26 protein-coding genes and 1 pseudogene are annotated in these 24,502 nt (G+C 63.9%); 14 read left to right on the top strand and 13 right to left on the bottom strand.

What is annotated here, in order from left to right:
* The first annotated feature begins 155 nt into the window (after positions 1 to 155).
* Entirely contained in the window at positions 156 to 1,136 is a 981-nt protein-coding gene (cysK, locus tag CIT26_RS29990; protein ID WP_095495917.1) for a cysteine synthase A, read from the top strand.
* A 252-nt stretch (positions 1,137 to 1,388) separates the two neighbouring features.
* Entirely contained in the window at positions 1,389 to 2,015 is a 627-nt protein-coding gene (locus tag CIT26_RS29985; RefSeq protein WP_095495916.1) for a glutathione S-transferase family protein, read from the top strand.
* 15 nt (positions 2,016 to 2,030) lie between these two features.
* Here CIT26_RS29985 and CIT26_RS29980 read toward each other — a convergent pair whose 3' ends face one another.
* Together CIT26_RS29980 and CIT26_RS29975 are read right to left on the bottom strand one after the other, a co-directional pair.
* Positions 2,031 to 3,287 carry an RNA polymerase sigma factor gene (locus tag CIT26_RS29980; RefSeq protein WP_095495915.1) on the bottom strand — a complete coding sequence of 419 codons (1,257 nt, stop codon included), beginning with the start codon at positions 3,285 to 3,287 and terminating at the stop codon, positions 2,031 to 2,033.
* Positions 3,287 to 3,640, bottom strand: a complete 354-nt coding sequence (locus CIT26_RS29975; RefSeq protein WP_027155901.1) for a YciI family protein — start codon at positions 3,638 to 3,640, stop codon at positions 3,287 to 3,289. The genes CIT26_RS29980 and CIT26_RS29975 overlap by 1 nt, the downstream gene beginning before the upstream one ends.
* Positions 3,641 to 3,898: 258 nt before the next feature.
* Here CIT26_RS29975 and CIT26_RS29970 point away from each other — a divergent pair, with 258 nt between their 5' ends.
* The 3 genes from CIT26_RS29970 (at position 3,899) to CIT26_RS29960 (ending at position 7,495) form a co-directional block, all read left to right on the top strand.
* Positions 3,899 to 4,858: a TAXI family TRAP transporter solute-binding subunit gene (locus CIT26_RS29970; RefSeq protein WP_095495966.1), complete on the top strand. Its 960-nt coding sequence runs from the start codon at positions 3,899 to 3,901 to the stop codon at positions 4,856 to 4,858.
* Between the two features lie 160 nt (positions 4,859 to 5,018).
* Entirely contained in the window at positions 5,019 to 7,121 is a 2,103-nt protein-coding gene (locus CIT26_RS29965) for a TRAP transporter permease (protein ID WP_095495914.1), read from the top strand.
* Positions 7,118 to 7,495 carry a DUF1850 domain-containing protein gene (locus tag CIT26_RS29960; protein ID WP_095495913.1) on the top strand — a complete coding sequence of 126 codons (378 nt, stop codon included), beginning with the start codon at positions 7,118 to 7,120 and terminating at the stop codon, positions 7,493 to 7,495. Before CIT26_RS29965 ends, CIT26_RS29960 begins: the two co-directional genes overlap by 4 nt.
* Here the strand turns inward: CIT26_RS29960 and CIT26_RS38945 are convergent.
* From CIT26_RS38945 to CIT26_RS29930, 5 genes are all read right to left on the bottom strand, one after another.
* Complete coding sequence (locus CIT26_RS38945; protein WP_167391580.1) at positions 7,414 to 7,854, bottom strand: DUF4166 domain-containing protein; 441 nt, start codon at positions 7,852 to 7,854, stop codon at positions 7,414 to 7,416. The two genes, CIT26_RS29960 and CIT26_RS38945, sit on opposite strands and share 82 nt — an antisense overlap.
* 508 nt (positions 7,855 to 8,362) lie before the next feature.
* Complete coding sequence (locus CIT26_RS29945) at positions 8,363 to 8,614, bottom strand: hypothetical protein (protein WP_095495910.1); 252 nt, start codon at positions 8,612 to 8,614, stop codon at positions 8,363 to 8,365.
* On the bottom strand, positions 8,611 to 9,132 hold the full coding sequence (locus CIT26_RS29940; RefSeq protein ID WP_095495909.1) for a saccharopine dehydrogenase NADP-binding domain-containing protein: 522 nt from the start codon (positions 9,130 to 9,132) through the stop codon (positions 8,611 to 8,613). Before CIT26_RS29940 ends, CIT26_RS29945 begins: the two co-directional genes overlap by 4 nt.
* Complete coding sequence (locus CIT26_RS29935) at positions 9,129 to 9,581, bottom strand: thiol-disulfide oxidoreductase DCC family protein (RefSeq protein WP_245319608.1); 453 nt, start codon at positions 9,579 to 9,581, stop codon at positions 9,129 to 9,131. Before CIT26_RS29935 ends, CIT26_RS29940 begins: the two co-directional genes overlap by 4 nt.
* A 260-nt stretch (positions 9,582 to 9,841) precedes the next feature.
* Entirely contained in the window at positions 9,842 to 9,988 is a 147-nt protein-coding gene (locus CIT26_RS29930) for a hypothetical protein (protein WP_023801394.1), read from the bottom strand.
* A 407-nt stretch (positions 9,989 to 10,395) separates the two neighbouring features.
* On the opposite strand from CIT26_RS29930, the gene CIT26_RS29925 reads away from it, so the two are divergent.
* The gene (locus CIT26_RS29925; RefSeq protein WP_027154740.1) at positions 10,396 to 10,902 is read left to right on the top strand and encodes a YciE/YciF ferroxidase family protein; all 507 of its coding nucleotides are present in this window, start codon (positions 10,396 to 10,398) and stop codon (positions 10,900 to 10,902) included.
* A 167-nt stretch (positions 10,903 to 11,069) separates the two neighbouring features.
* A pseudogene (gene ligD / locus CIT26_RS29920) lies at positions 11,070 to 13,612 on the top strand (DNA ligase D).
* An 11-nt stretch (positions 13,613 to 13,623) separates the two neighbouring features.
* Here the strand turns inward: ligD and CIT26_RS29915 are convergent.
* Positions 13,624 to 14,298: an ArsR/SmtB family transcription factor gene (locus CIT26_RS29915; RefSeq protein WP_095495907.1), complete on the bottom strand. Its 675-nt coding sequence runs from the start codon at positions 14,296 to 14,298 to the stop codon at positions 13,624 to 13,626.
* Between the two features lie 68 nt (positions 14,299 to 14,366).
* Here CIT26_RS29915 and CIT26_RS29910 point away from each other — a divergent pair, with 68 nt between their 5' ends.
* The 3 genes from CIT26_RS29910 to CIT26_RS29900 all read left to right on the top strand — a co-directional run bounded on the left by CIT26_RS29910 (position 14,367) and on the right by CIT26_RS29900 (position 15,410).
* The gene (locus tag CIT26_RS29910) at positions 14,367 to 14,594 is read left to right on the top strand and encodes a DUF1127 domain-containing protein (RefSeq protein ID WP_095495906.1); all 228 of its coding nucleotides are present in this window, start codon (positions 14,367 to 14,369) and stop codon (positions 14,592 to 14,594) included.
* Between the two features lie 88 nt (positions 14,595 to 14,682).
* Positions 14,683 to 15,069, top strand: coding sequence for an NIPSNAP family protein (locus CIT26_RS29905; protein WP_095495905.1), 387 nt, complete (start codon positions 14,683 to 14,685; stop codon positions 15,067 to 15,069).
* On the top strand, positions 15,066 to 15,410 hold the full coding sequence (locus tag CIT26_RS29900; protein ID WP_095495904.1) for an antibiotic biosynthesis monooxygenase family protein: 345 nt from the start codon (positions 15,066 to 15,068) through the stop codon (positions 15,408 to 15,410). The genes CIT26_RS29905 and CIT26_RS29900 overlap by 4 nt, the downstream gene beginning before the upstream one ends.
* A gap of 7 nt (positions 15,411 to 15,417) precedes the next feature.
* Here the strand turns inward: CIT26_RS29900 and mbfA are convergent, their stop codons facing one another.
* Positions 15,418 to 16,401 (bottom strand): iron exporter MbfA, encoded by a 984-nt coding sequence (gene mbfA, locus CIT26_RS29895; RefSeq protein WP_095495903.1) that lies wholly within the window; start codon positions 16,399 to 16,401, stop codon positions 15,418 to 15,420.
* Between the two features lie 178 nt (positions 16,402 to 16,579).
* Here mbfA and CIT26_RS29890 point away from each other — a divergent pair, with 178 nt between their 5' ends.
* The 4 genes from CIT26_RS29890 (at position 16,580) to CIT26_RS29875 (ending at position 20,685) form a co-directional block, all read left to right on the top strand.
* Entirely contained in the window at positions 16,580 to 16,903 is a 324-nt protein-coding gene (locus tag CIT26_RS29890) for a hypothetical protein (RefSeq protein ID WP_095495902.1), read from the top strand.
* A 291-nt stretch (positions 16,904 to 17,194) separates the two neighbouring features.
* Positions 17,195 to 18,172: a threonine/serine dehydratase family protein gene (locus CIT26_RS29885; RefSeq protein WP_095495965.1), complete on the top strand. Its 978-nt coding sequence runs from the start codon at positions 17,195 to 17,197 to the stop codon at positions 18,170 to 18,172.
* Between the two features lie 41 nt (positions 18,173 to 18,213).
* On the top strand, positions 18,214 to 18,867 hold the full coding sequence (locus CIT26_RS29880; RefSeq protein ID WP_095495901.1) for a glutathione S-transferase family protein: 654 nt from the start codon (positions 18,214 to 18,216) through the stop codon (positions 18,865 to 18,867).
* Between the two features lie 147 nt (positions 18,868 to 19,014).
* A complete protein-coding gene (locus CIT26_RS29875) occupies positions 19,015 to 20,685 on the top strand; it encodes an FAD-dependent oxidoreductase (RefSeq protein ID WP_095495900.1) in 1,671 nt (556 codons plus the stop codon).
* 112 nt (positions 20,686 to 20,797) lie between these two features.
* Here CIT26_RS29875 and CIT26_RS29870 read toward each other — a convergent pair whose 3' ends face one another.
* Genes CIT26_RS29870 through CIT26_RS29855 form a run of 4 tightly spaced genes read right to left on the bottom strand, consistent with a single transcriptional unit; the run spans position 20,798 to position 24,493 of the window.
* A complete protein-coding gene (locus CIT26_RS29870; protein ID WP_095495964.1) occupies positions 20,798 to 21,934 on the bottom strand; it encodes an ABC transporter permease in 1,137 nt (378 codons plus the stop codon).
* A gap of 8 nt (positions 21,935 to 21,942) precedes the next feature.
* Entirely contained in the window at positions 21,943 to 22,863 is a 921-nt protein-coding gene (locus tag CIT26_RS29865; RefSeq protein WP_095495899.1) for an ABC transporter ATP-binding protein, read from the bottom strand.
* Positions 22,860 to 23,813 (bottom strand): HlyD family secretion protein, encoded by a 954-nt coding sequence (locus CIT26_RS29860; RefSeq protein ID WP_095495898.1) that lies wholly within the window; start codon positions 23,811 to 23,813, stop codon positions 22,860 to 22,862. Before CIT26_RS29860 ends, CIT26_RS29865 begins: the two co-directional genes overlap by 4 nt.
* The gene (locus CIT26_RS29855) at positions 23,810 to 24,493 is read right to left on the bottom strand and encodes a CerR family C-terminal domain-containing protein (protein WP_095495963.1); all 684 of its coding nucleotides are present in this window, start codon (positions 24,491 to 24,493) and stop codon (positions 23,810 to 23,812) included. Before CIT26_RS29855 ends, CIT26_RS29860 begins: the two co-directional genes overlap by 4 nt.
* Between the last annotated feature and the right edge of the window lie 9 nt (positions 24,494 to 24,502).

Genomic DNA, 24,502 nt, shown 5'->3' with positions numbered 1-24,502 from the left:
GGGGCGAGTGTGTCTTCAGCATTCGACCCACTCGGATATTTTCAAACGGCAGACTATCTTGCGCGGCCGAAGGCTTTATCCTGCCTGGTCGAGACTTAGTTGCCTGACTCTTGCCAGGCTGACTCTTGCCCGCCTAACTCTTGGGAGCGAAACCAATGAACAAGCCCGCCACCACCGCGCATGCGCCGGGCCGCGGCCGCATCTACAATTCGATCACCGAGACGATCGGCGACACGCCGCTGGTGCGGCTCGACAAGTTCGCCAATGAAAAGGGCGTCGTTGCCAATCTGCTGGCTAAGCTCGAATTCTTCAACCCGATCGGCTCGGTCAAGGATCGCATCGGCGTCTCGATGATCGAGGCGTTGGAGGCATCGGGCAGGATTGCACCCGGCAGGACCACGCTGATCGAACCGACCTCGGGCAACACCGGCATCGCGCTCGCCTTCGCCGCCGCCGCCAAGGGCTATAAGCTGATCCTGACCATGCCGGAAACCATGTCGGTGGAACGCCGCAAGATGCTGGCGCTGCTCGGCGCCGAACTGGTGCTGACCGAAGGGCCGAAAGGCATGAAGGGCGCCATCGCCAAGGCCGATGAGCTGGCCGCGACGCTGCCCGACGCCATTATTCCGCAGCAGTTCGAGAATCCGGCCAATCCGGAAATCCACCGCCGCACCACAGCCGAGGAAATCTGGAACGACACTCAGGGCGAGGTCGATATCTTCGTCGCCGGCATCGGCACCGGCGGCACCATCACCGGCGTTGGCCAGGTGCTGAAGCAGCGTAAGCCCTCCGTGCATGTCGTCGCCGTCGAGCCGGAAGCCTCGCCGGTGCTGTCGGGCGGCCAGCCCGGTCCGCACAAGATCCAGGGCATCGGCGCCGGCTTCGCGCCGAAGATACTCGACACGACGATCTATGACGAGATCGTCAAGGTCTCCAACGAGGATTCGGTTGCCAATGCTCGGCTTGTCGCCCGCCTCGAAGGCGTGCCGGTCGGCATCTCCTCAGGCGCCGCCCTGCAGGCGGCGATCGTCGTCGGCTCGCGGCCGGAGAACAAGGGCAAGAACCTCGTGGTCGTCATTCCGTCCTTCGCCGAGCGCTACCTGTCGACGATCCTGTTCGAAGGACTGGGGGCTTAGGTACACTTCGTCATCCCAGGGCGGAGCGACGTCGCTACGCTCCTGCTCCGCCCTCGAAGGTAGGTGGGCTTCAGCCAATCTCGAGGGTTTGCGCTAGTCCACCTAAGGGGCGGCATGCTCCACCCGTGCACCGAGGACCCAGATGGCAGCGCTGGACCGCTGAAAAAACACCTGTGGCGGCCGTCGCTCACTTGAGTGGAGCGGTGCTTCCGGCTCAAATCGCCGCTGACCTGCAGGCCGGCGGAGAATTTGATGTACAGGCTTTATACGCGCCCCAACACCGGCGGCTTTGTCGTCGAGGCAGCGCTCGCTTTGGCGGGCGTGCCTTTCGACCAGATCGACGTTCCGAAGTCGGCCTCGCCCGATCAGGCCTTTCTCGACATCAGCCCCTTGAACCAGGTCCCGGTCCTGATCTTGCCGGACGGAAGCTCGATGACCGAATCGGCAGCGATCTGCATCCTGCTCGCCGAACGCCACCCGGAAGCAGCTCTGGCGCCGGCGGTGAGTTCGCCCGCCCGCGCCGACTTCCTGCGCTGGATGACGTTCATGTCATCGGTCATCTATTCGGCTGACCTGCGGTTCTTCTACGCTCATCGCTACACGGCCGATCCCGGCGGCGTGGAAGCCGTCAAGCAGGCAGCGATCTCGGAAATGGATCGCGGCTTGGCCATTCTCGATGCTGCCCTCGAAAGCCGCGACTGGCTGGTCGGCGACCGGCTCTCGCTGGCCGACATCTATCTCGTCATGCTGGTGGCCTGGCATCCCGAGATTGAAAAGGTCCCCAGCGCCTGGCCGAATATCGAACGCCTGTGGGCCGGGTTGCGGGAGCATCCGGTGATGCGGAAGCTGAACGCCTCCCACGCCATGTGGCCTGCCTGAACAGATCGCCACGTCTCAGGCTTTTTCCACGCGGCCGAGCCCAGCCCGTCGTGCCTGCAGGAACCGGCGCACGGCCGGGTCGCGTTCGAGGCCGATCGCCCGGTCATAGGCCTCAGTAGCCTCCCGAGTTTTGCCGAGCCTGGCCAGAAGGCCCGCGCGGGCGGCCCAATAAGGCTGATAATCATGCAGCCGTTTGTCGTCGCCAAGCCCATCAAGTGCGCTCAATCCCGCCGCGGCGCCGTCGGCCTCGGCGATGGCCACCGCGCGGTTGATCGATACCACCGGCGAGCCGGCAATCACCGACAGCGCATCATAGAGCTGTTTGATCGCGGCCCAGTCGGTCCGGCCGGTCAGCCGCCTTGTCGTATGGGCGGATTGCACGGCTGCCTCGAGCTGATAGCGGCCGACGACGCCCTTGGCCGCGGCGTGCTTCAGCAATGTCTCCGCTTCGTCAATCAAGGCTCCGTCCCACAGTGCAAGCTCCTGCTCGGCCAAAGGCACATAGTCTCCGGCGGCGTTGCGCCGCGCCGCACGCCGCGCCTCGGCAAACAGCATCAGCGCCAGCAGGCCAAGCGCTTCCGGCTCATCCGGCATCAGCGAGGCTACCAGCCGGCCGAGCCAGATGCCTTCGGTCGCGAGATTGCGGCGGCGGGTTTCGGTGCCGGCCGGGTCGGACCAGCCTTCGGCAAACGCGGCGTAGATCGCTTCCAGCACCGCATCCAGCCGCTCGCCGAGCTCGGTTCTTTCAGGCACCCGGAACGGAATGCCGGTCTCGCGGATGCGGCTTTTGGCGCGCACCAGGCGCTGGCCCATCGTTGCCGGTGACAGCAGGAAGGCCGAGGCGATCGTCGCTGCGTCGAAGCCCAGAATGGCCTGCAGGATCAGCGGCGCGCGCACGCCAGCCTCGATCGCCGGATGGGCACAGGCAAACATCAGCCGTAGCCGCTCGTCGGGCAGGTCTTCATCGACCATGCGGGCCTCCATCTCCTCGGCGATCAGCCTGAGATGGTCGCGGGCCGCTTCGCCGGTCAGCCGCCGTCTGACGGCGTCGACGCGGCGTCTGCGCGCCACCGCCAGCAGCCAGGCTTCCGGCTTCTGCGGCACGCCGGTTTGCGGCCAGCGCTCCAGCGCCGCCGCAAAGGCGTCGGCCAGCGCGTCCTCGGCGCCGGCCACGTCGCGCGTGCGGGCGGCGAGGAAGGCGACGAGCTTGCCGTAGCTTTGCCGGGCGGCCGCTTCCGCCGCCGCCCGGGCGACCTCCAGGTCATTCGTCATCACATGGTTTGTTCCCAGATCGGCCGCACCTCGACCGTGCCGGTGCTGGCAGCTGGGCATCGCGCCGCCCAGGCAATAGCCGCGTCGGCGTCCTCCGCCTCGATCATGTAGAAACCGGCGAGCTGCTCCTTGGTATCGGCATAGGGACCGTCGAGCACGTTGGTCTTGCCGTTGGCCATCCGCACCGAGGTCGCGGCTTGGGTCGGCTTCAGCCGGTCGCCGGCCAACCAGGAGCCGGACTTCTTCAACGCCTCGGTATAGGCGCCATAGGCTGCGCTGATCTCGTAGGTCTTCTCCGTCGGCGCGGCCGCCATCGCGGCTTCGTTCACGTAGATCAAAAGCATGTATCGCATGGTCTTCTCCATTTTCGAAGGCCGCATCGTTGCGAGCCGAACGTATGTCGCGCGGCCTCGCGCGATTTCGACAGGCTCTGCGAAAATCTTTCGGCTCCGATCGCACATCGCGCAAGCGGCCATGCGTTGCGGCATCACTCAGCCGTTCGTCTAATGGATATTATTGCGGGTTGGCATTTCCCACCCGCTGTCTAAACTCGCCTCGGCTCGTGCTGGCGAGGGCGGTACGGCCGATGATATTTCAGGGAGGAAAACATGATGCTCAATTTCAGAACGAAGTTTGTTGCCGCCGGCGCGCTGGCGCTGTCGCTAGGCCTGGGCGCGGTGCCGGCCAAGGCGCAGGAGTTCATCAACGTGCTGACCGGCGGGACCTCAGGTGTCTACTACCCGCTCGGCGTCGCGCTGTCGGAAATCTATGGCAAGGGCATCGAAGGCGCACGCACTCAGGTGCAGGCGACCAAAGCGTCGGTCGAGAACCTCAACCTGCTGCAGCAGGGCAAGGGCGAGATCGCCTTCGCGCTCGGCGATTCCGTCAAGCTGGCCGCCGAGGGCAACACCGAAGCCGGCTTCCCGGGCAAACTCGACAAGCTGCGCGGCATCGCCGCCATCTACCCCAACTACATCCAGATCGTTGCCAGCAAGGAGTCCGGCATCAAGACGCTCGCCGACCTCAAGGGCAAGAGCCTGTCGGTCGGCGCGCCGGCCTCCGGCACGGAGCTCAATGCCCGCGCCATCTTCGCCGCCGCCGGGCTGAAATACGAAGACCTCGGACGGGTCGAGTATCTGCCCTTCGCCGAATCGGTCGAGCTGATCAAGAACCGCCAGCTCGACGCCACGCTGCAATCGGCTGGCCTCGGCGTCGCCTCGATCCGCGACCTCGCCACCTCGGTGCCGATCAACGTCGTTGCCGTACCGGCCCAGGACGTCGCCAAGATCGGCTCGCCCTATCTTTCGGTGACCATTCCCAAGGGCACCTACGAGGGCCAGGCCGAGGATGTCGCGACCGCCGCCGTCGGCAATTTCCTCATCACCCATGCCGACGTCTCTGACGAGACTGCCTATCAGATGACCAAGCTGCTGTTCGAAAACCTCGACCAGCTCGCCGCCGCCCACGCCGCCGCCAAAGCAATCGATCCGGCCAAGGCGCTCGACGGCATGCCGGTGCCGCTGCATCCAGGCGCCGAGAGGTATTACAAGGAGAAAGGGCTGGTGAAGTAGGGCGCTCCCTCCCCTTGAGGGGAGGGTGCCGAGCGAAGCGAGGCGGGTGGGGTCGGTTCAGGCCGCGCACTGCCGCAACGACCCCACCCGTCCATCCGCCTTCGGCGGCTGTCCACCCTCCCCTCAAGGGGAGGGAGAGCGCCCCGCCAGGAATCCGCCAATGACCGACGCCCATCCCGAGACCCCGACCATTCTCTCCCCCACGGCCGAAGCCCCGGTCGAAGGCCTGCCGCCGGGTTTCGGCGAAGGCATCGCCGGCAAGGCCGCCTTTCTCATCGCCATCGCGTTCTCCATCTTCCAGATCTACATCGCCGCCTATGGCAACCTGCCGAGCCAGGTGGTGCGTGCCATGCATGTCGGTTTCTTGCTGCTGCTCGGCTTTGCCCTGATCGCCAATCTGCACGCCAAAAGCGTCCCGGCGAAAGCAGTGTTCTGGGGGCTCGGTGTGCTCGGCTTCGCCACCGGCCTCTACAATTGGGTGTTCTATACCGACCTCATCCGGCGCTCCGGCTTCCTCACCACGCCAGACCTGATCGTCGGCACGGTGCTGGTCGTGCTGGTTTTCGAGGCCGCGCGGAGGTTGATGGGGCTGCCGCTTGCCCTGATCGCCTTGATCTTCCTCGCCTACGCTTTCTTCGGCAATCATCTGCCGCCGCCCTTCATCCATCGCGGCTATGATTTCGCCCAGCTCGTCGACACCTTCGCCTTTGGCACAGAAGGCATATACGGCACCCCGGTCTACGTCTCGGCCGCCTATATCTTCATCTTCGTCGTCTTCGCCGCCTTTCTCGAACGCGCCGGCATGATCGCGCTGTTCAACGATTTCGCCCTTGGCCTGGTCGGCTCGTGGCGCGGCGGCCCGGCCCAGGTCTGCGTTCTGTCCTCGGCGCTGATGGGCACCATTTCCGGCTCCGGCGTCGCCAATGTGGTCGCCAGCGGCCAGTTCACCATCCCGCTGATGAAGCGCTTCGGCTTCCGCCCGGCCTTCGCCGGCGCCGTCGAGGCGACCTCGTCGATGGGCGGCCAGATCATGCCGCCGGTGATGGGGGCGGTCGCCTTCATCATGGCCGAGACGCTGAACATCCCCTATGCCGAGGTGGTCAAGGCGGCGATCATCCCGGCAATGCTCTATTTCGGCGCCTGTTTCTGGCAGGTGCATCTGGAAGCCGGCAAAGCCGACCTGCACGGCATGGCCAAAGCGGACCTGCCCAATCCGTGGGACGCGGTGAGGAGACATTGGCCGCTGGTGCTGCCGCTTGCCGTGCTCGTCTATCTGCTGTTTGCCGGCTATACGCCTATCTTCGCCGGCACCATGGGTCTGGCGCTGACCATCGTGCTCATCCTCGGCACGCCGCTGGCGGCGCTGATCGGGCCGCTTGCCTTCCGCATCGTCTTTTGGCTGGCGCTGGGGCTTGCCGCTGCCTCTTTCATGAGGTTCGGCGTCAACATTCTCAGTCTTGTGATCGCTGTGCTCATTGTCGCCTGCTTCGCTTTCAAGGGCGGCCGCGAGACGCTGCTTATATGCGTGGACTCGCTTGCCGAGGGAGCAAAGAACGCGCTGCCGGTCGGCATTGCATGCGCCATTGTCGGCATCGTCATCGGCACGTTGACGCTCACCGGCATCGCCTCGACCTTCATTGGCTGGATCATCTCCATCGGCGAGAACAATCTGTTCCTGTCGCTGCTGCTGACCATGCTCACCTGTCTGGTGCTCGGCATGGGCATACCGACGATCCCCAATTACATCATCACTTCGTCGCTGGCCGGGCCGGCACTGCTGTCGCTCGGCGTGCCGCTGGTGGTCAGCCATATGTTCGTTTTCTATTTCGGCATCATGGCCGACCTCACCCCGCCGGTGGCGCTAGCCGCCTTCGCTGCCGCGCCAATGGCCAGGGAGAGCGGCCTCAAGATCGGCATCCAGGCCACCAAGCTTGCCGTCGCCGGCTTCGTCGTGCCGTTCATGGCGGTCTACACCCCGGCGCTGATGTTGCAGGACGCCGGACCGATCGCCGCTCAGTTCGGCTATCCCGTCGAGGTCGCCTATATCGTCGCCAAGGCCTGCATGGGCATCGTCCTGTGGGGCGCGGCGGCTGTCGGGTTCCTCGCCCGGCGCATGGCCTGGTGGGAACGTTTCGTCGCCTTCGCCGCCGGCGCGCTGCTGGTTGCCGCCCTGCCGCTCACTGACGAAGCCGGCTGGGCGCTCTCTCTTGTTTGGATCGGCTGGCACTGCTGGCGTGCGCGACAGGCGTCCGCCACCGCATGAGCCTCTGTATCCTGGCCGCCGGCAAGACGGTGACGCTCACTGTGGCCGCCTTCACGCTGTCCTGGACACATTCGGTGGAAAAGACGCATTGGCAGGAAGACTGGAAGGTCGTGCCTTCCGGCTTGCAAATCGTCGAGGCACGGATCAAGGGCTCGGGCGCCGGCATGGAGCCGCCGCAAGGCTCGGTGCTGCGGGACGGCTGGTGGATCTATAAACCCAAGATGGCGCCGCAGCGGCGCCTTGTGCTTGCGGCCTCTGGCGCGACCGGTGAAGGCTGGACGCTGTGCACGGTTCAGGGCTGCCGCGAACTCGCCAAGGCGGCAGGCGATGCGACCGTGCTGGAGCCCTGCGAAGGTTCGAGCCAGCCGCGATAACGGACGATGGTTCCAGTGAAGCGGTGTGAAATCTCGACATGGAAGCGGAACCGGCCGTCTTCCACGGTTTCGTAGGATGTCGAGCACGGGCACAGCCACAGCGGCAGCGGCAGACCCCAAATGCTCCAGTGACGCAGGGCGAGCGTCAGCCGTCCATTTTCGGCGACCAGCGCCATCGCGAAGGTCAACGGGCCGAAGCGTTCGCACAGCAGCCGCTGCGACCGGTCCCGGCCAGCGTACTGTCGGCTTGAAAAACCGTGCGTGCCGAATGTCCGGGTCCAGGTCTCGCCATCCTCGCCGGTTTCAAACCGGACACGGATGGGAATATCGGCGCACGGCTTCGGAAACCGACCAGCCAGGCCGTTAGCCGGCCAAGGATAGTACCTCCGCGCTCGACCCGCGCCCGTCCTTCCGCTGTCGTCGTGCCATCATGCATGGCGCGGATCTCGTCCGGCAGGCTTAGCCAGGCGTCGCCGAGCAAGGCGGCATAAAGCGGGGTGTCCAAATCAACGGGTTCGTTTCTGAAACCTGTGTAGATCGTCTTGCTGGCAAACAGCGCTTCATAATCCTCAAGCTCCAAATCGTGTACGGCAGCCCGCGCGCCCGGCGGCGCCTCATGTCCATCCAGCGCCTTGCGGACCAGCGCCTCGACCGCCATCGACGGGATCAGCGGCCCGTCATTGCCCTCCGCCAGCAGGTGCCACGATCGTGTGACCGCCACGCCCGTCTGGTCCGATCCCGCCACCTCGACGAACATACCGCCGCGGTGCTCGCCCCAGCGCAGCCGGTTCGTCGCCAGCTGCATGAGCGGGGCCAGCGGCGAAAGCGAGCGGACTGTTCGCGCGCGCACCAGCCAGGCAAGCCCGATCAAGGCGCAGAGAAGCATTTCGGGGCCGGCCCGGCTCCCATCCAGATGGTCTTCGCTTCCGGCCGAAGCTCTGACAGCGCGCGCAGGTCGGGAACGTCGACCAGCGAGAACAGCGTATTTCTCAGTGGCAGGCGGCCCGGCGGCGCGATCGTGTAGCGCGTCTGTTCGGTGAACGGATGGCCTAGCGCTGAACGACCGTTCCGCACGAGCTTGACCGGCTGGCCGGCATAGCCGGATATGGCGCGGATCACGTTTTCGCCGACACCGGCAAGGGCGACGGCGCGATGCCGCCGCGGATGCTGTCGACTCGCGCCATGTCCACAGACAGGCGACGCACCGCCGCCGCCGTCAGCACCGGAAAACTGGAGACCCCGGACAGCACGAAAAGACCAGCCGTTCGCGCCGCCTCGTTGAACGCAGACACGCCGGCAACGAAATCCGAGCCGTCGGCAAGATCGAGATAATTCACCCGCTGGTCGATGCAGGCCTCGATCAGGCGATATCGGCCCTCCCCATAGGCCTGGAACGGGCCGCTGGCATCGATCAGTATATCGGGCCGCAGCCAGGCGAGTAGAGCGGGGAGGTCGCCGTCGCGGTCGAACAGCGCCGGAACGATCCGGGCGACGGCACGATCGCGGCTCTTGCAGTAGGCATCGGCCCTGGTCAGCGAGCGCCCGGCGACGATCAGGGTCAGGCGCGGCTCGTTTTCAAGCAATTCGACGATCCGGCCGCCAAAGCTGCCATAGCTGCCGACGATGAGGATCTTCATCGCGGCTCCCCCAAAAAGCTAAGGGTCCCGCGATATCGGGCAAAGCGAAAACCTGGTGGGGCTCGGCGCTTAGCCAACCAGCCGCCTTTCAACTCGGCGGAAAGAATCTCGCAGCTCTCTTTCCTGCCGAACAGCGCGTAACGGTTCTTCGCAACGCGATCATAGAGCCAGTTGCGGAGCGGGCGCGGCAGCAGGAGCAACGACTTCGCCGCCCGCCACCGCCAGCCCCGTTCGGCCATCACGGCAACGAACCTGTCCAGCCGGGTGAAGGCGGCGCCGTCGATGAGGGCCAGATTGGTTTCGTAGCAGTCCGTCCGCAGCCCGTATTTTCGAAACAGCGCTTCGTCGAGCGGTGACTGCGCCGTGGCGAAGCGGAAGCGGCTTTTGCGGTCGAGCCCGACCATCATGCGCACGAAGCCCGAGCACAGCACGCAGACGCCGTCGAACACGATCAGCGGCTGGCTTGCTTCGAAGGCGGGTTTTTCAGGAGGATTGTCTGGCTGGGTGGTCACGCGAGTCCCGGCTGCTTGGTGTCAAACGACACTAAGCTTGCCGGCTGCGAGATCAAAGTCTCTAGAATCTTAGAACTTTGGTGTTGTCGCACGCCGCCTGTCGGCGAGCGCAGGACGTTCCGCGCGATACGTCGTCGCACGGTGATCGGCGGCCGGCCTGCAGATCCGGCTGTCATGACGGCTTTCCATGGTCGTCATCAGTGCGCGCTGATGCCGAGCGTGTGGCCGCGGCGTGCGCAAGCGGGGCCAGGGCCGCGCATGTAATAGCGCTCCGGCCGGTAGGTCGGCGCGACGAATTCGCGGATGGCGGCAGCGTAGCCGATGAGGTGCGTCAAGAAGTTCATTTTACCTGTCCCTGTCCCGATTTCGGATGTCCCTTCCGAATTGCGGAGATCATAGCGTCTAGGCGTGAATAGTCGGTGAACACGATGTTAATATCTGGTCGAAAAGGCCTTGGTTCGTGGCCGCAATGCGGCTGATTCGGGGCCTTTCCATGCAGTCCGTCGACATTTCGGTCGATGTGACTTTTGCATCACATATGTTTCGTTTGGATGTCGCTCGGACGCGCTTCTGTTTCAGCCTTGGCCAGCGCCGCGAAATTTTCGTGCTTGCTTGGGGAAAGTCAGGAACTCGTCCGATAGCCGCACGTTGACGCCCAGAGCCGGGACCCACCCGGCCCAGCAGGCCGCGGCTTCCGAGCGAAACCGCCGCCGGAACCCCAAACCAGCAAGAACATGGAAAGGCAAAAGCCATGGGTTTCTTTTCGAAAGACATCAAGACGCTGGACGACCTTTTCGTCCACACGCTGCGCGACATCTATTACGCCGAAAAACAGATCGAGAAGTCGCTGCCGAAGATGATCGACAAGGCGACCGACCCGCAGCTGAAAGCCGGCCTTGAAAAGCACCTCGGCCAGACCAAGGGTCATATCGAGCGCGTCGAGAAGGTGTTCGAACTGCATGGCGTGAAGGCCAAGACGGTCAACTGTCCGGCCATCGACGGCATTCTCGAGGAAGCCGATGAAGTCAGCGGCGACATCGACGACAAGGACGTTCTCGACGCCGCCCTGATCGCATCCGCGCAGGCGGTCGAGCACTATGAAATAACCCGTTACGGCACGTTGATCGCCTGGGCCAAGCAGCTTGGCCGCACCGACTGCGCTAATGTCCTGGCCAACAACATCAAGGAAGAGCAGGCGACCGACCGCAAGCTTACCGAGATTGCGGAAGCCAAGGTCAACCTTCAGGCCGCCGAATAGCAGTCTCGATCCAGGCAACGCCGGGCAAATCCGGCTTTGCCTCGCTTTTCGCTGGGCTGGAACTGAAACCGTTTCAATCCGTTCAGGGCTCGTGCCGGCGTCGCCGAGCCGAAGCCTTCGACGCCACAGGAAATCGGCGCCACTAAACCGACATAGGATCGCGTGTCATGGCCAGCCTTGAGCAGTATCACGCCAAGCGCGATTTCAAGAAGACCGCCGAGCCGGCCGGCAAGGTCGTCCGCAACAGGAAAGGTGAGGCCGGCGGCATCTTTGTCGTCCACAAGCACGCCGCGACACGGCTGCACTACGACCTTCGCCTGGAACACGGCGGCGTGCTGTGGAGCTGGGCAATAACCCGGGGTCCGAGCCTCGATCCGCATGAAAAGCGTTTCGCCGTGCATGTCGAGGACCACCCGATCGACTACGCGTCCTTCGAGGGCACCATTCCCAAGGGCGAATATGGCGGCGGCTCGGTCATCGTCTGGGACGAAGGCAAATGGCAACCGGAGACCGATCCGGCCCAGGCGATGAAAAACGGTCATATCAGCTTCGAATTGCACGGCCACAAGCTGAACGGTCTCTGGCATCTGGTGCGGCTAAAGCCGCGTCCCGGCAAAACGCGCGACAATTGGCTGCTGATCAAATCCGACGATGCCGCCGCGCGCCCAGGCGAGGACATTTTGGAGGAGGCGCCGCAATCGGTGAAGTCGGGCCTGACGATCGAGGAGGTCGGCGAAGGCAAGACGGCCGATGGCAAGAAGCCAAGGGTCTGGCATTCAAACAAACGGCCCGCCAGCAAGGCGAAGGCCAAGGCGGCAAAGCAGCTCGAATTCATCGAACCATGCCTCGCCACACTGCAGAGGGATGCCCCTCCCGGCAAGGAATGGCTGCATGAGGTGAAATTCGACGGCTATCGCATGCAGGCGCAGCTTGCCGGCACAAAGGTGCGGCTCTTGACGCGCACCGGCCTCGACTGGACGGACAAATTCGGCGGCGAGATTGTTGCAGAACTCGGGCGTCTGAAATGTACCGACGCCATTATTGATGGCGAAATCGTCGTGCTGGCAGACAGCGGCGTGTCGTCCTTCGCGCTGCTGCAGGCTGACCTGTCGGCCGGCCGCACGGACCGTTTTCTCTATTACGTCTTCGACCTGATGCGTCTCGACGGCGAAGATCTGCGCACGGAGCCGCTGGTCGAGCGCAAGCAGGCTTTGCAGGACCTGCTTGGCAAACAGCCAGACAATTCGGCTGTCCGCTTCAGCGACCATTTTGCCGAACCGGGCAAGGTCATGCTGGAGCACGCCTGCCGCATGGGGCTGGAGGGCATCGTCTCCAAGCGCGCCGACGCGCCCTATCGCAGCGGCCGCGGCTTGTCCTGGGTGAAGTCGAAATGCACGCTACGCCAGGAATTCGTCATCGGCGGCTACCTGCCGTCGGAGAAGACCGGGCGCGGATTGCGCTCCTTGCTGGTCGGCTATCACGAGGGCGGCAAGCTGCACTATGCCGGCCGTGTCGGCACCGGTTTTTCGATGCAGAGTACCAACGACCTGAAGAAAAAGCTGGATGCGTTGAAGGCGAAGACCTCGCCCTTCGATACGGCGGTGCCGAAAGGCAAGGGGCCGGGCAAAGGAGTGGTTTGGGTGAAGCCCGAACTTGTCGGCGAAGTGGAGTTCCGCACCTGGACGTCCGACCGTATAATACGCCACGCCTCGTTCCAGGGATTGCGCGAGGACAAACCGGCGGAGGAAGTCGTGCAGGAAAAGCCGAAGGCACCCGCTGGCAGGGCCGACACCAAGGCAAAGCCTGCCGGGGGCAAGGGCGAGCTATCCGCCTCTGTCAAATCCACGGGGGTGGCAAACACCGTCGTAAAACTTTCTCATCCGGACAAGCTTCTGTGGCCGCAGGAGAAGGTATCGAAGCAGGGCCTGCTCGATCACTACGCTTTGGTCTGGCCGCGCATGCAACAATTCGTCATCAATCGGCCGCTCAGCCTGGTGCGGGCGCCGGACGGCGTCGGCGGCCAACGCTTCTTCCAGAAACATGCCTCGGCCGGCATGCATGACAAGATCGCCAGGATGAAGGATCCGACCGACGGCGAGGAGATCCTGTTCATCCGCGATTTCGACGGTGTCGCTGCCTTGGTCCAGCTCGGCGTGGTCGAGACCATATCTGGGGCTGCACCATCGACGAACTGGACAAGCCGGACCAGATCATCTTCGATCTCGATCCCGACGAAGGCGTCGACGTGAAAGCGGTGCGCGCGGCGGCGCTCGAAATTCACGGCCGGCTCGATGCGCTGTCATTGCCGAATTTCGTCAAGACGTCGGGCGGCAAGGGCTACCATGTCGTCGTGCCGCTGAAACCGTCGGCGGATTGGGATGAGGTGAAGGACTTCGCCCATGATTTCGCCCGCGCCCTTGAGCAGGCCGCCCCTGATCGGTATACAGCGACGCTGTCGAAGAAGGCGCGCACCGGCAAGATCTTCGTCGACTATCTGCGCAATGGCCGTGGCTCGACCACGGTGGCACCCTATTCGTCGCGCGCCAAGAAAGGCGCTACGGTCTCGATGCCGGCGACCTGGGCGGAGATCGAGGCCGGGTTGGCGCCGAACGCCTTTCCGATCGGCGACAAGACGACGCTGAAGCAGTTGGCGAAAGCCGATCCCTGGGCAGATTTTTTCAAGCAGAGCAAGCCGCTCAAGCGAGGCTGATCAGTTATTTTTCAGCCGAGAAACACCTTCTCGAACGCCTGCTTGCCCATCGGCGAAAAGATCACTGCGCGGCTGTCTTTTTCGCGTCGCGCCCATTTCTCGGCGATAATCTTGTCGAGAATGGCCGCACCCAGCGTGCCGGCCAGATGCGAGCGCCGCACGCTCCAGTCGAGGCAGGCCCGGCACACCGGTCGTCGCGCCTTGCTCTCGACATCGATGCCGATCGCGGCGAAGTGCGAGGCGGCCGACGGCCCGAGCCGGATCTCCTTGTCGTGGCGCAGGAGCACTTGTCGAGCGACAAGACGGTCGAGCATCGCCACGGCCTGCTCGCCGGCGAGGTGGTCGTAGCAGACCCGCGCCACACGCATGGCGGCGTCGCGCGGGCCCGGCCGCACCCGCTGCGGCCCGACCGCAGCGGCGACGCCGGTAATCGCCTCGATCATGCCAGCCACCTGCGGCCCGGCGAGGCCGTAGTAGCGATGCCGCCCCTGGCTTGCCAGCGTCAGCAGCCCACCCTCCATCAGTTTCGACAGATGCGAGCTGGCGGTTGGCAGCGACACGCCGGCCTCGAGCGCCAGTTCGCTCGCTGTCAGTGCCGTGCCACCCATCAGCGCGGTCAGCATGTTTGCCCGCGCCGGATCGCCGACCAGGCTGGCGATGCGGGCTATGTCTGGTCCTTCACGCATAGTTCGTCCTTCATCGAAGCATTGTCGTCAGATAACCACTATCCTCCGCTGAGATCAAGGAGACGACGATGACCGCAAGAACCGTTCCCCACACCGTGCTTGTCAGCCGCTTCGGCCGTCGGCCGTTTCCGTTCATCATCTTACACCGGTTGCATCTGTGGCTCCCGGCGCGGTGGTACGACCGCCATCTGCAGCGCCTCGACCTCGCCGAGATTGACGAGCATCTTTTGCGCGATCTTGGCCTGACGTCAGAAGACGTTCGCCGCGAATGCGCGAAGTCCTTCTGGCAAGCGTGACCAGCGTGGAAATTGCCTAGAACCACAGAACGTTTCGACACCGCTCGAACTGTCGGCGCAAGAAACCAAATTCAGCAAGGAGACAAATATGACCATCACCTGCTTCATCCGCTACGAGATCGACCCGTTCGGCAAGGCGGCATTCGAGGAGTATGCCCGCAATTGGGGCCAGGCGATCCCGCGCTGCGGCGCCGATCTGATCGGCTATTTTGCGCCGCATGAGGGCTCGGCCACTACCGCCTATGCCGCTTACAACATCGACAGCCTGGCGGCTTACGAAGCTTACCGTGCCAGGCTCGCCGCCGATCCGGCCGGCAATGCGAATTACGAATTCGCCCGGCGTGAAAAATTCATCCTGAAAGAGGATCGGACTTTTCTGAAACTCGCGTCCGGGCCGCACGCACCGAGGCATGATCCCCAGAAGTTGCTGTCATTTCAGACCGAGATCATGCCTGAAGGAAAGGTGAAACTATGATCGCCGTCATCTTCGAGGTCGAGCCGGCGGCGGGCAAGCGCGACGCCTATCTCAGCCTTGCCGCCGACCTGCGCCCGCTGCTCGACGGCATAGACGGTTTTCTGTCGATCGAGCGCTTTCAGAGCCTCACCGACCCGAACCGCATCCTGTCGCTGTCGTTCTGGCGCGACGAGGAGGCGGTGAAGGCCTGGCGCAACACGGAGGAACATAGGCGGGCTCAGAAGGCCGGCCGTGGCGGCATCTTTACCGGCTACCGTCTGCGCATCGCCCACGTCGTGCGCGACTATGGCCTGACCGAACGTGCAGAGGCGCCTGAGGACAGCCGGGCGCTGCATGGGTAGGGGCTTTCTAAGCATTCCCGATCAGCACGCCCGCCGCGAACACCAATCCGCCGCCCAGCACCACCTGAAAGGCGGCGCGCCAGAACGGCGTCTGCATATAACGGTTCTGCACAAAGGCGATCGCCCATAGTTCGAAGAACACCACCACCACCGCGAGAATTGTCGCGGTCCAGAAATACGGAATGAGGTAGGGCAAGGCGTGACCGAGACCGCCCAGCGCGGTCATGACGCCCGTGGTGATGCCGCGTTTGACCGGCGAGCCACGGCCCGACAGCTTGCCGTCGTCCGAGGCGACCTCGGTGAAGCCCATCGAGATGCCGGCGCCGATCGAGGCGGCAAGCCCGACCAGGAAGGTCTGGAATGTGTCATGCGTGGCGAACGCTGCGGCAAAGATCGGCGCCAGCGTCGACACCGATCCGTCCATCAGCCCGGCCAGGCCCGGCTGCACATAGGTCAGGATGAACTGGCGCTGCTCGGCCGCTTCTTCCGCGTCCTTCACCGCGCCCGGCACATGCTTTTGCTCCAGCCGCTGCGCCAGCGTCTCGTGGCCTTGTTCGGCCACCGCCAGATCGTCGAGCAGCTTTCGTGTCGAGGCGTCGCTGGTGCGTTTCGCCGCCTCGACGTAGAACAGGTACGCCTGCCGCTCCATCGCCTCGGCTTGGCTGCGCACATGCTCGATGCCGAGCGGCCTGACCAGCCAGTCGGGCTTGCGCTCGTAATAGCCTTTAACATGCTCGCGCCGGATCAGCGGGATGCGTTCGCCGAAACGTTCGCGGTGAAGCTCGATCAGCGAGTCGCGATGGCCGTCCTCTTCCTCGGCCATCTCCACGAACACTTTGGCCGAATGCGGAAAGCTATCCGCCAGCCCGTCGGCATAGGCACGGTAGATGCGCCCGTCGTCTTCCTCGGAAGAGATGGCGAGTGCCAGGATCTCTTGCTCCGAGAGCGACTCGAAAGGACGGCGGCCAAAACCGAAAACACGGGAAAGCATGAGAAATTCACCCTAGTTTAGAATAATTCTAAACTAGGGTTTGGCGCGCCATTGGTCAATCGCGCCCGTCGGCCGGACGTTCAAAATTAGGGGCTCCGGGAATCCTTCTCTGCCCCTTAATTATTGGCGAATGTTCACCTATATAGCTGAACCTAAGCCAAGAGAAAGGAATCCGTAGATGCCGGCAAAACAGTCCACGCATGCATTCGACCCGAAACCCGTTCTCGACCTGATCGCCGGTATCGAGGCCGATTTGCAGCGCCTCAAAGGCCTGGTCGAGCAGCAGGTCGAAAAATTCGATCCGGCCAATCCGCACAACAAAGCCCCCGACGGCAAGCTGACCGAGGAGGGCGTCGAGTGCTGCTACCGCATGTTCGACGAGGGCAAGTCGCGCTATTCGGTTGCCCAGCAGATGAAGATCTCCTTCGCCGCCGCCACCCATCGCTTCAATACCTGGCGCAAGATGGGCGGCGCCAAACGGAAAAGGGCGCTTTTGGGGTGAGAAGCGGCCGGAGGCCTCCGTAGCTTCGCCATCCCAGGTCTACGCTACGGTCGCTTCGCTCCTGCTCCGTCCTGGGATGACGAAGTTGGGGAGGCTTCGGCCAATCTCGAAGGTCTGCTGCTTGAACGCCCGAAGGGCAGCAAGCCATAGCGGAGGGCCGGGGAGGCGGTAGGTGACAGGCACACACCCCTTCCTTCGCCAAAGGCGAATTGTAACGGTCACATTTTTCCAGTGGTGCGCGGCCTGGTTTTCCGTGCACCATGGGCGATCTCACTTCTGCAGGACCTCGCCATGACCACCCCTCCCGGCATCGCCGACATCCGCGCCGCAGCAGCGCGATTGTCCGGCCTGATCGTCGAAACGCCGCTGATCGAATCGCCTGAGCTGAACAAGCGCTTCGGCGCCAGGATCCTGTTCAAGCCGGAGACGCTGCAGCGTACCGGCTCGTTCAAGTTCCGCGGCGCCTACAACAAGCTGTCGTCGCTGAGCGATGAGGAGCGCAGCCGTGGCGTCGTCGCCTTCTCGTCGGGCAATCACGCGCAAGGCGTCGCCGCCTCGGCGGCGATGTTCGGCGTCAAGGCGGTCATCGCCATGCCGACGGATGCGCCGGCGATGAAGGTCGGCAATGTCAGGAAAATGGGCGCGGAAGTGGTGCCGTTCGACCGTTTCCGCGATGACCGCATGACGGTGGTTCGCCCGTACATCGAACGGGGCATGGTCCTGGTCCCACCTTTCGACGATCCGGCCATCATCGCCGGCCAGGGCACGATCGGCCTCGAACTGATGGCGCAGGCGAAAGCGCTCGGCGTGAGCCTCGACGCGGTCGTCATCCCCTGCGGCGGCGGCGGCTTGAGCAGCGGTATTTCCATCGCCGTCAAGGACGCTTCCCCTGCCACGGCCGTCTGGGCCGTGGAGCCCGAGCATTTCGACGACACCTGTCGTTCACTGGCTAGAGGTGCGCGGGTTTCGATCGAACCCGGACACACTTCGATCTGCGATGCGCTCCTCACCACTGAACCGGGCGCGATCACCTTCGAGATCAACCGCAGGAATCTCGCCGGCGGCATTGCCGTTTCCGACAGAGCGGCGGCGCAGGCGATGCGCGACGCCATGGCCCATCTCAAGCTGGTGGTCGAGCCCGGCGGCTGCGTCGGGCTGGCCGCGCTGTCGTCGGGCGAGATCGAGCTATCAGGCAAATGCATTGCCGTGGTGCTCTCCGGCGGCAATGTCGATTTCGCCACCTATGCGGAGATCATGGCGGCGGCTTAGGTGGCGACCGAACCAGCACCATTCAAAAAGGCTGACACGGAATGAAACTGCTCTTCAGCCGCAATCCCAATCCTCGCCTCGCGGTCGCGGTGGCACGCTATCTCGACGCAAAGGTCGAGTTTGAATTCGCCTCCCCCTTCGCTCCCGGGCAGGCTGAGCGATATCGCCCGCTAAATCCAAATCTTTCACTGCCCATACTCGTGGGCTCGGGAAAAAGCCTCTGGGAGACCGATGCCATAGCCTGCCGGCTGTCACGCGACGCGCATTCGGATCTCTGGCGCACCGGCGATGACGAACCCGAGATGATCCGATGGCTCAGTTGGGGGAAAGAGAACTTCGCAAGAGCTTGCGACGTCGTGCATTTCGAACGCGGGACCAAACAGCGGTATGGGCTCGGCCCGATCGATCAGGACCGGGTTGAGGAGGGGTTGAGAGACTTCCGCACGGCCGCTGCAACACTTGAGGCCGAGCTTTCCGAGCGAGAATGGCTGGTTGAAAATTCGGTTTCCTATGCCGACTTTCGAATGGCGACGTTTCTGCCCTTCAACGATGTCGCCAGATTGCCGCTCGCTGATTATCCTTCTGTCAGCCGCTGGTATCGTCAGTTTGAAGAAATCGACGCCTGGCGCGATCCTTTCAAAGGACTGAATGCGCCTGAATTGCCGCCGGTCCCGGCTCAGGCCAAGCCGGCATGAACCTCGATCCGAATGATCATGCCTATCGGCACAACCCGATGCACTTTCAAAGCGCGCTGCTTCACGACCTAGTCGCCGAGGCGAGACTCCGCCCTTTTTGTTGATCAAAACGGGAAAACAACGCTAACTGGCTCCCGCGAGGGAGCCATGCTGACAATTGATGAAGTGGGAGCGATCCCGTTGTTTTCGGGTTTGCCGGCGGGCGAGCTGGAGCGGCTGGCGCGGACGGCGGCCGACCTTCATCTCAGCGCCGGAGAGTTCGCGGTTCATGAGGGCGGAGAGGCCGCGCTGTTTGCGGTTCTCGCCGGCAGGATCGAAGTCGTAAAGATCTTCGACGGCATCGAGCGGACGCTCGGCTGGCGGCTGCCGGGAACGATATTCGGTGAGGTGCCGATTGCCCTGGGCTCGGGTTTTCCGGGCGGCTATCGCGCCACTGAGCCGTCCCGCGTCATGCGCCTCGAGGTTCAGCAATATTACTCCATCGCCGCGGTCTCGAAGGACGTGGCCCAGAAGGTCAGCGCGCTTGCGCGTGAGCGGATGGGCGGGCTGCAGAGCATCACCGCCGAGCCGCAGAAGCCGCGCGTGACATTGGTCGGCCATCGCTGGGATACGGCGTGCGCGGAGCTGCGCCGGTTTCTGGCCCGCAACCAGATCTCATTCACCTGGCTGTTACCCGACACATCCGATGCCGAGGCTTTCTGGTCTGGCATGGGCAGGCCGGCTCTCGATGGTCCCGTTGCCCGGCTGACGGACGGAGAGATCATGGAAAATCCCGCCGTGCGCGATCTTGCCATGCGCCTCGGGCTGCAGACGCGCCCGCGCGGCGCCGAGTACGATGTCGCGATCATTGGCGGCGGGCCGGCCGGCCTTGCCGCGGCGGTCTACGGCGCATCCGAGGGGCTGCGCACCATTGTCGTCGAGCGCGAGGCGCCTGGCGGACAGGCGGGGACATCGTCGCGGATCGAGAACTATCTCGGCTTTCCCAGCGGAATCTCCGGCGACGAACTGGCCAGCCGCGCGCTGCAGCAGGCGAGGCGGCTGGGCGCCGAAATCCTGGTCACCCGCTCCGTCGCCGGCATCGATCCGGCGACGCACCAGCTGTTTCTCGACGGTACCGATGCCGTGCGGGCGCGCAGCCTCATTCTTGCGACAGGCGTGACATGGCGTCGTCTCGCCATCGACGGCTTCGACCGGCTTATTGGCAAGGGCGTCTATTATGGAGCCGCGCGCAGCGAGGCAAGCACCACCCATGGACTGGACGTCTTCCTGATCGGCGCCGGCAACTCGGCCGGCCAGGCAGCGCTGCATTTTTCGGGCCATGCGCGCAGCGTGACACTGCTCGTGCGCGGTCCGGCGCTTGCAGACAGCATGTCTCACTACCTGATCGAGCAGCTCAGGGCGAAATCGAACGTAAAAGTCCAGCTTCGGTCCGAAGTCCAGGCCGTGCACGGCGAGACTCACCTGACGGCGATCGACATTCTCGACAAGGCCGGCAATGAGGTGAGCCGGCACGATTGCGGCGGGCTGTTCGTTTTCATTGGGGCCAACGCAGAGACCGAGTGGCTGCCGGCCGACGTCGTGCGCGATGCCCGCGGATACGTGCTGACCGGGGACGATGTGAAGAAGGCCGGGGGCTGGTCGCACGACCGCGACCCCTATCTGCTCGAAACCAGTGCGCCCGGCGTCTTTGCCTGCGGCGACGTACGCCTGAGCCCGGTCAAGCGGGTTGCGTCAGCGGTCGGAGACGGCAGCATGGCGATCGCATTCGTTCACCAGTATCTGGCGAATGAAGGAAAGGCCCACCGCAGCCGAAGCTAGACAGGGCCGGCAACGTCCGCTCATGCTCCGTGCTCGGTTCCGCCGACCACTTCAAACGGCATGGTCCCACGCGTCGGCCATTGACGGCAGCCGGCCTGACTGAGTTTTGATCCTAGTCCAGCGTTCGGCGGAACCGCACCAGTGCGACGCCGGAAAACAGCGCTACGAACACGACGAGCCAGCCGATTTCCGTCGCGACCGCAGGCAGTTCGGCGCCCTTCAGCATCACCGCGCGGATGATGCGCAGGAAATGCGTCAACGGCAGGATTTCGCCGAAAGCCTGGGCCCAGCCTGGCATGCCGCGATAGGGGAACATGAAACCGGACAGCATGATCGACGGCAGGAAGAAGAAGAAGGTGAGCTGCAGCGCCTGCATCTGCGTGCGCGCCATCGTCGAAATGGTGTAGCCGAGCAGCACCAGCGCCAGCACGAAGATCGGGACCGCCGTCAGCAGCAGCGGCATAGACCCGGTGAATGGAATGGCAAACAGCAGCTTCGCCGCCGCCAGCACCACCACCACTTGCACGGCGCCGACCGCCAGGTAGGGCAGCACCTTGCCCAACATGATTTCGAGCGGGCTGGACGGCATCGCCAGAAGGTTTTCCATCGTGCCGCGTTCGGTCTCGCGCGTTAGCGCGATCGAGGTCATCATCACCATCGTCATCTGCAGGATGACGCCGAGCAGGCCGGGCACGATATTGTATTGCGAGATACCTTCCGGATTGTAGCGCCGGTGGACCACCACTTCGAGCTGGCCCCGGGCAGCCTCGGCGGCCGTCTCCTGCATGCCGCGTGCCCGGAGCAGCGCCTGGTTGGCGACGGTACCGAGCGTCGAGATGGCGCCGCTGGCGACGGCCGGGTCTGTCGCGTCCGCTTCGATCAGGATCTGCGGCTGGTCGCCGCGCTCGACCCGCCGGGCAAAATCGGCGGGGATGGTGACGACGAAGGCGACGTCGCCACGCGCCATCAGGAATTCCGCCTCGGCGGCGCTTTGCGCGACACGGTCGAACCGGTAATAGCCGGTGGTCTGCAGCGCCGAAACCATGGCCCGCGTGTAAGGATCGCTGCTCATCGCCACCAGGGCCGCCGGCAGGCTTTTCGGATCGTTGTTGATGGCATAGCCGAACAGCACCAGCTGCATCAGCGGCACGCCCAGCATCATGGCGAAGGTGATGCGGTCGCGCCGCATCTGGATGAACTCCTTGATTAGCAGCGCGCCGAGCCTGGCGAAGGAAAAGACGCTGTTTATCCGGTTTTTCATCCCATATTGTCCTTCGAGCCGGACATGAACTGGATGAACACATCCTCCAGGCTGGTCTCGCCCGGCGAAACCGTCACGCCCTTGTACTCTTTCTCGACATCGGCGAGTGCTGCCTGAAGCGCCTTCTTGTCGGAACCGACGACATGCAGCGTCGCGCCGAACGGCGCCACCTGGTCGACGCCGGACCGGCCGCTGAGTGCGGCAGCAACCCGATCGAGCTGCGGGCCCTGCACCACGAAGGTCGTCAGCCCGGCATTCCTGACCACCTCGTCGACCGTGCCGGTGGCCAGCATCTTGCCGTACGAGATGTAGCCGATGCGGTGGCAGCGCTCGGCCTCGTCCATGTAATGGGTGGAGACCAGCACGGTCAGTCCGCCACTGGCCAGCCGATGGATCTCGTCCCAGAATTCACGCCTGGCTTTCGGATCGACGCCCGCCGTCGGCTCGTCGAGCAACAGCAATCTGGGCTTGTGCATGATGCAGGCGGCCAGTGCCAGCCGCTGCTTCCAGCCACCGGACAGCGTACCGGCCAACTGGTCCTTGCGCGAGGTGAGGCCAAGATCCTCCAGCGTCCTGCCGACATGCTCGTCAAGCGGCTTCAGCCCATAGAGCCGCGCCACGAATTCAAGGTTCTCGGCGATGGTCAGATCCTCGTAGAACGAGAATTTCTGCGTCATGTAGCCGACTTCGCGCTTGATCCTCAGACTGTCGGTGCGGATGTCGAAGCCGAGCACCGTGCCCTCGCCCTCGTCCGGCGTCAGCAGGCCGCACATGATGCGGATCGTCGTCGTCTTGCCCGAACCGTTCGGGCCGAGGAAGCCGACGATCTCGCCCTCGGCCACCGTCATTGTCACATGGTCGACGACGGTCTTGTCACCAAAACGCTTGACCAGGCCATGGACATCGATGGCGTTCATTTGCCGATATCCGCCAGATCGACATCGACGATCTGCCCCGGTTGCAGCGCGCCGGCATCGCCCTCCGGCCGCGCCTCGACCAGATAGACCAGCTTCTGCCGGGTCTCGAGCGAGTAGATCACCGGTGGCGTGAACTCCGGATCCGGCGACACATAGCTGACGCGAGCCTTCACGTCCGGCCCGCAGCCGTCGCAATGGACGTTAAGCAGTGTGCCGACTTTCACCGACGAGAACGCGTTTTCCGGCACATAGACGCTGAGCTTCACCGCGCCATCCGGCAGCATCGAAATGACAGGTGCGGTCGGGCCGGCGGTGTCGCCCGGGTTGCGGATCACGTCGTTGACGCGGCCGGGCGACGGCGCCGCCAGTACGCGCTTCGACAGCCGCCATCGCGCTTGCTCCAGCGTCGATTGCGCCTGGCTGACCTGATTCTCGGCGGCCTTGATCGTTTCGGGCCGTGCCGGCAGGCCGCCGACGGCGAGATTGGCCTCCGCCTGGCCGACCTGCGCGTTGGCTGTCTCCAGCGTGGCCGAGGCGGTGTCAAAATCGGCCTGGGTGCCGGTGCCGCGTTTGAACAGATCACTGGCGCGGGTGTATCTGCGTTTGGCGTCGGCGGCCTGCGCCTTGGCCATGTCGACCTGCGCCTTGAGCACCTCAATCTCTTCCGGCCGTTTGCCGACCTGCAGGTCGGCAAGTTGCGCCTGAGCCTGGGCAAGGGCCGCCTCGGCTTGTGCGACGGCTATTTTCGCGTCGGCGTTTTCCAGCGTCACCACAGGCGTACCCGGCGCGACGCGGTCGCCGCGCTTGACCGAAATCGTCTCTACCTGCGCCACCTCGATCGGCGCGAGCAGCACATAGTCGCCTTCGACATAGCCGACGGCGAGCGGCAGCGCCGGTGCGCAGGCACTGAAAAGCAGGGCGGCGAGCGGCAAAGAGCAGAGGAAACTCATGACCTACGATCCTTCCGGGCGGCCAATATCGCCCCAAGATTGTCCGTCACCGCCGCCGCAATCTTGGTGGCCTCGGCATCGCCGATCCCTCGCCAGCCCATGCGGCGCATCACCGCTTCGCGGCCGATGCGGAAATAGACGACCTGGCCGATCAGCGTGAACACGGTGAGTCGGGTAGCCTCGCTTTCGGCCGGCTCGCCAGTTGCCTGCTCCCAGATCAGGCAGAGCCGGCGATGCGTCGGCTCGAACACGCCGTCATAGATGCGGTCGAGTGCCGCCGTAGGATGCGAAAGTTCACGGAGGACGAACTGCACGATTTCACCGGCCTCCGGCCTAGCCACGATGAAGGCCACCATCCGCTCCAATGCGGTGAAGAGTTGTGCCTGCGCCGCTTCAGGGTCGTTTGGCGCCTGCAGATCGCCGATCGCCTGGCCGGCAATGGCCTGGATGGTGTCGACGATATAATCGGCCGCTGCCGCGCGAAGTCCTTCCTTGCCGCCGAAATGATAGGCGATCGAGCCGATATTGGCCCTGGCCTCAGCCGCGATCTCGCGCGTCGAGGTTCCGTCGAAACCCTGCCGTCCGAACAGCGTCAGCGCCGCGCGGACAAGTGCTGCGCGCGTCATGTCGGCGGGAGATGCCTCGCGACGTGAAATTTTGGCGTTTGTCGGCTTGCTCATACCAAGCAT

Source organism: Mesorhizobium temperatum (assembly GCF_002284575.1).
GTDB classification, from domain to species: Bacteria; Pseudomonadota; Alphaproteobacteria; order Rhizobiales; family Rhizobiaceae; genus Mesorhizobium; species Mesorhizobium temperatum.
This window is presented reverse-complemented; position numbering and strand designations above follow the sequence as displayed.

Coding starts and splice junctions, on each gene's coding strand:
- cysK (WP_095495917.1), top strand. CDS start 156: ATGAACAAGCCCGCCACCACCGCGCATGCGCCGGGCCGCGGCCGCATC.
- CIT26_RS29985 (WP_095495916.1), top strand. CDS start 1,389: ATGTACAGGCTTTATACGCGCCCCAACACCGGCGGCTTTGTCGTCGAG.
- CIT26_RS29980 (WP_095495915.1), bottom strand. CDS start 3,287: ATGACGAATGACCTGGAGGTCGCCCGGGCGGCGGCGGAAGCGGCCGCC.
- CIT26_RS29975 (WP_027155901.1), bottom strand. CDS start 3,640: ATGCGATACATGCTTTTGATCTACGTGAACGAAGCCGCGATGGCGGCC.
- CIT26_RS29970 (WP_095495966.1), top strand. CDS start 3,899: ATGCTCAATTTCAGAACGAAGTTTGTTGCCGCCGGCGCGCTGGCGCTG.
- CIT26_RS29965 (WP_095495914.1), top strand. CDS start 5,019: ATGACCGACGCCCATCCCGAGACCCCGACCATTCTCTCCCCCACGGCC.
- CIT26_RS29960 (WP_095495913.1), top strand. CDS start 7,118: ATGAGCCTCTGTATCCTGGCCGCCGGCAAGACGGTGACGCTCACTGTG.
- CIT26_RS29940 (WP_095495909.1), bottom strand. CDS start 9,132: ATGAAGATCCTCATCGTCGGCAGCTATGGCAGCTTTGGCGGCCGGATC.
- CIT26_RS29930 (WP_023801394.1), bottom strand. CDS start 9,988: ATGAACTTCTTGACGCACCTCATCGGCTACGCTGCCGCCATCCGCGAA.
- CIT26_RS29925 (WP_027154740.1), top strand. CDS start 10,396: ATGGGTTTCTTTTCGAAAGACATCAAGACGCTGGACGACCTTTTCGTC.
- CIT26_RS29915 (WP_095495907.1), bottom strand. CDS start 14,298: ATGCGTGAAGGACCAGACATAGCCCGCATCGCCAGCCTGGTCGGCGAT.
- CIT26_RS29910 (WP_095495906.1), top strand. CDS start 14,367: ATGACCGCAAGAACCGTTCCCCACACCGTGCTTGTCAGCCGCTTCGGC.
- CIT26_RS29905 (WP_095495905.1), top strand. CDS start 14,683: ATGACCATCACCTGCTTCATCCGCTACGAGATCGACCCGTTCGGCAAG.
- CIT26_RS29900 (WP_095495904.1), top strand. CDS start 15,066: ATGATCGCCGTCATCTTCGAGGTCGAGCCGGCGGCGGGCAAGCGCGAC.
- mbfA (WP_095495903.1), bottom strand. CDS start 16,401: ATGCTTTCCCGTGTTTTCGGTTTTGGCCGCCGTCCTTTCGAGTCGCTC.
- CIT26_RS29890 (WP_095495902.1), top strand. CDS start 16,580: ATGCCGGCAAAACAGTCCACGCATGCATTCGACCCGAAACCCGTTCTC.
- CIT26_RS29885 (WP_095495965.1), top strand. CDS start 17,195: ATGACCACCCCTCCCGGCATCGCCGACATCCGCGCCGCAGCAGCGCGA.
- CIT26_RS29880 (WP_095495901.1), top strand. CDS start 18,214: ATGAAACTGCTCTTCAGCCGCAATCCCAATCCTCGCCTCGCGGTCGCG.
- CIT26_RS29875 (WP_095495900.1), top strand. CDS start 19,015: ATGCTGACAATTGATGAAGTGGGAGCGATCCCGTTGTTTTCGGGTTTG.
- CIT26_RS29865 (WP_095495899.1), bottom strand. CDS start 22,863: ATGAACGCCATCGATGTCCATGGCCTGGTCAAGCGTTTTGGTGACAAG.
- CIT26_RS29860 (WP_095495898.1), bottom strand. CDS start 23,813: ATGAGTTTCCTCTGCTCTTTGCCGCTCGCCGCCCTGCTTTTCAGTGCC.
- CIT26_RS29855 (WP_095495963.1), bottom strand. CDS start 24,493: ATGAGCAAGCCGACAAACGCCAAAATTTCACGTCGCGAGGCATCTCCC.